The 1041-nt window shown below is 66.9% G+C and carries 1 protein-coding gene; it reads left to right on the top strand.

What is annotated here, in order from left to right; all coding sequences use genetic code 11:
- Nucleotides 1-1041 (top strand): condensation domain-containing protein (locus tag IVA74_RS32285; RefSeq protein WP_247351032.1); only part of this gene is annotated, 1041 nt, incomplete at both ends.

A 1041-nucleotide genomic window follows, 5' to 3' on the forward strand; every position in this document is an offset into this window, starting at 1 on the left:
CTATGAGGCGCCGCGGGGCGAGATCGAGATCGCGCTGGCGCAGATCTGGGCCGAGCTTCTGGGCCTGGAACGTGTCGGCCGGCACGACAACTTCTTCGAACTGGGCGGCCACTCGCTGCTCGCGGTGCGGTTGTTGAGCCGGGTCTCGCAGGTTGTTGGCGTCGCCCTGCCGCTGAGCACGCTGTTTGCGAAACCGGTGCTGGCCGATCTGGCCGCGAGCCTCGTGGATGAGTTGAGCCGCTCCGGTCCACAAGAGCTGCCGGCCATTGTGGCTGTGTCGCGCGAAGAGCCGCTTGCGCTGTCCTTTGCGCAGGAGCGGCTGTGGTTTTTGGCGCAGCTGGATGAGGGCGGCAGGAGCTATCACATGCTGCTGGCATGGCGGTTGCGGGGTGAGCTCGACCGCACCGCATGGCAGCGCAGCCTCGACCGGTTGTTGGCGCGTCATGAGGCGCTGCGGAGTGTCTTTGTCGCGCCGGAGGGCAAGCCCTGGGTTGAAGTTCTGCCGCCGGGTGCGGGGCTGCCGGTTGTGGAGCGCGATCTTCGCGACAGGCCGGAAGCCGAGGCGGCGCGGTTGGATCTGTGCTATGAAGAGGCACGCACGCCCTTCGATCTTGCGCGCGGCCCGCTGATCCGGGCGTGTCTGATCCGGATGTCGGATGATGAGCACGTCTTCCTGCTGACCCAGCATCACATTGTCTCCGACGGTTGGTCGATCGGCGTATTGGCGCGTGAGCTCAGTCACCTGTACCGCACGTTTGTGGCTGGACAAGAGGACCCGCTGCCGCCGCTTGCGATCCAGTATCCGGACTATGCCGCCTGGCAACGGCAGTGGCTGTCGGGCGAGCGGCTCTCGATCCAGGCGGAGTATTGGCGCAGCAACCTGTCGGGCGCACCGGCCCGTCTGGCCTTGCGGACCGACCGGCCGCGGCCGGCACAGCAGTCGTTTGCCGGGGCCGGTGTGGCGGTCGTGATCGATGCGGATCTGACGCGGGGCTTGCGGCGGCTGAGCCAGCAGCATGGCACGACCTTGTTCATGACGGT

This window comes from Bradyrhizobium sp. 132 (assembly GCF_023074185.1).
Classification (GTDB): Bacteria; Pseudomonadota; Alphaproteobacteria; order Rhizobiales; family Xanthobacteraceae; genus Bradyrhizobium.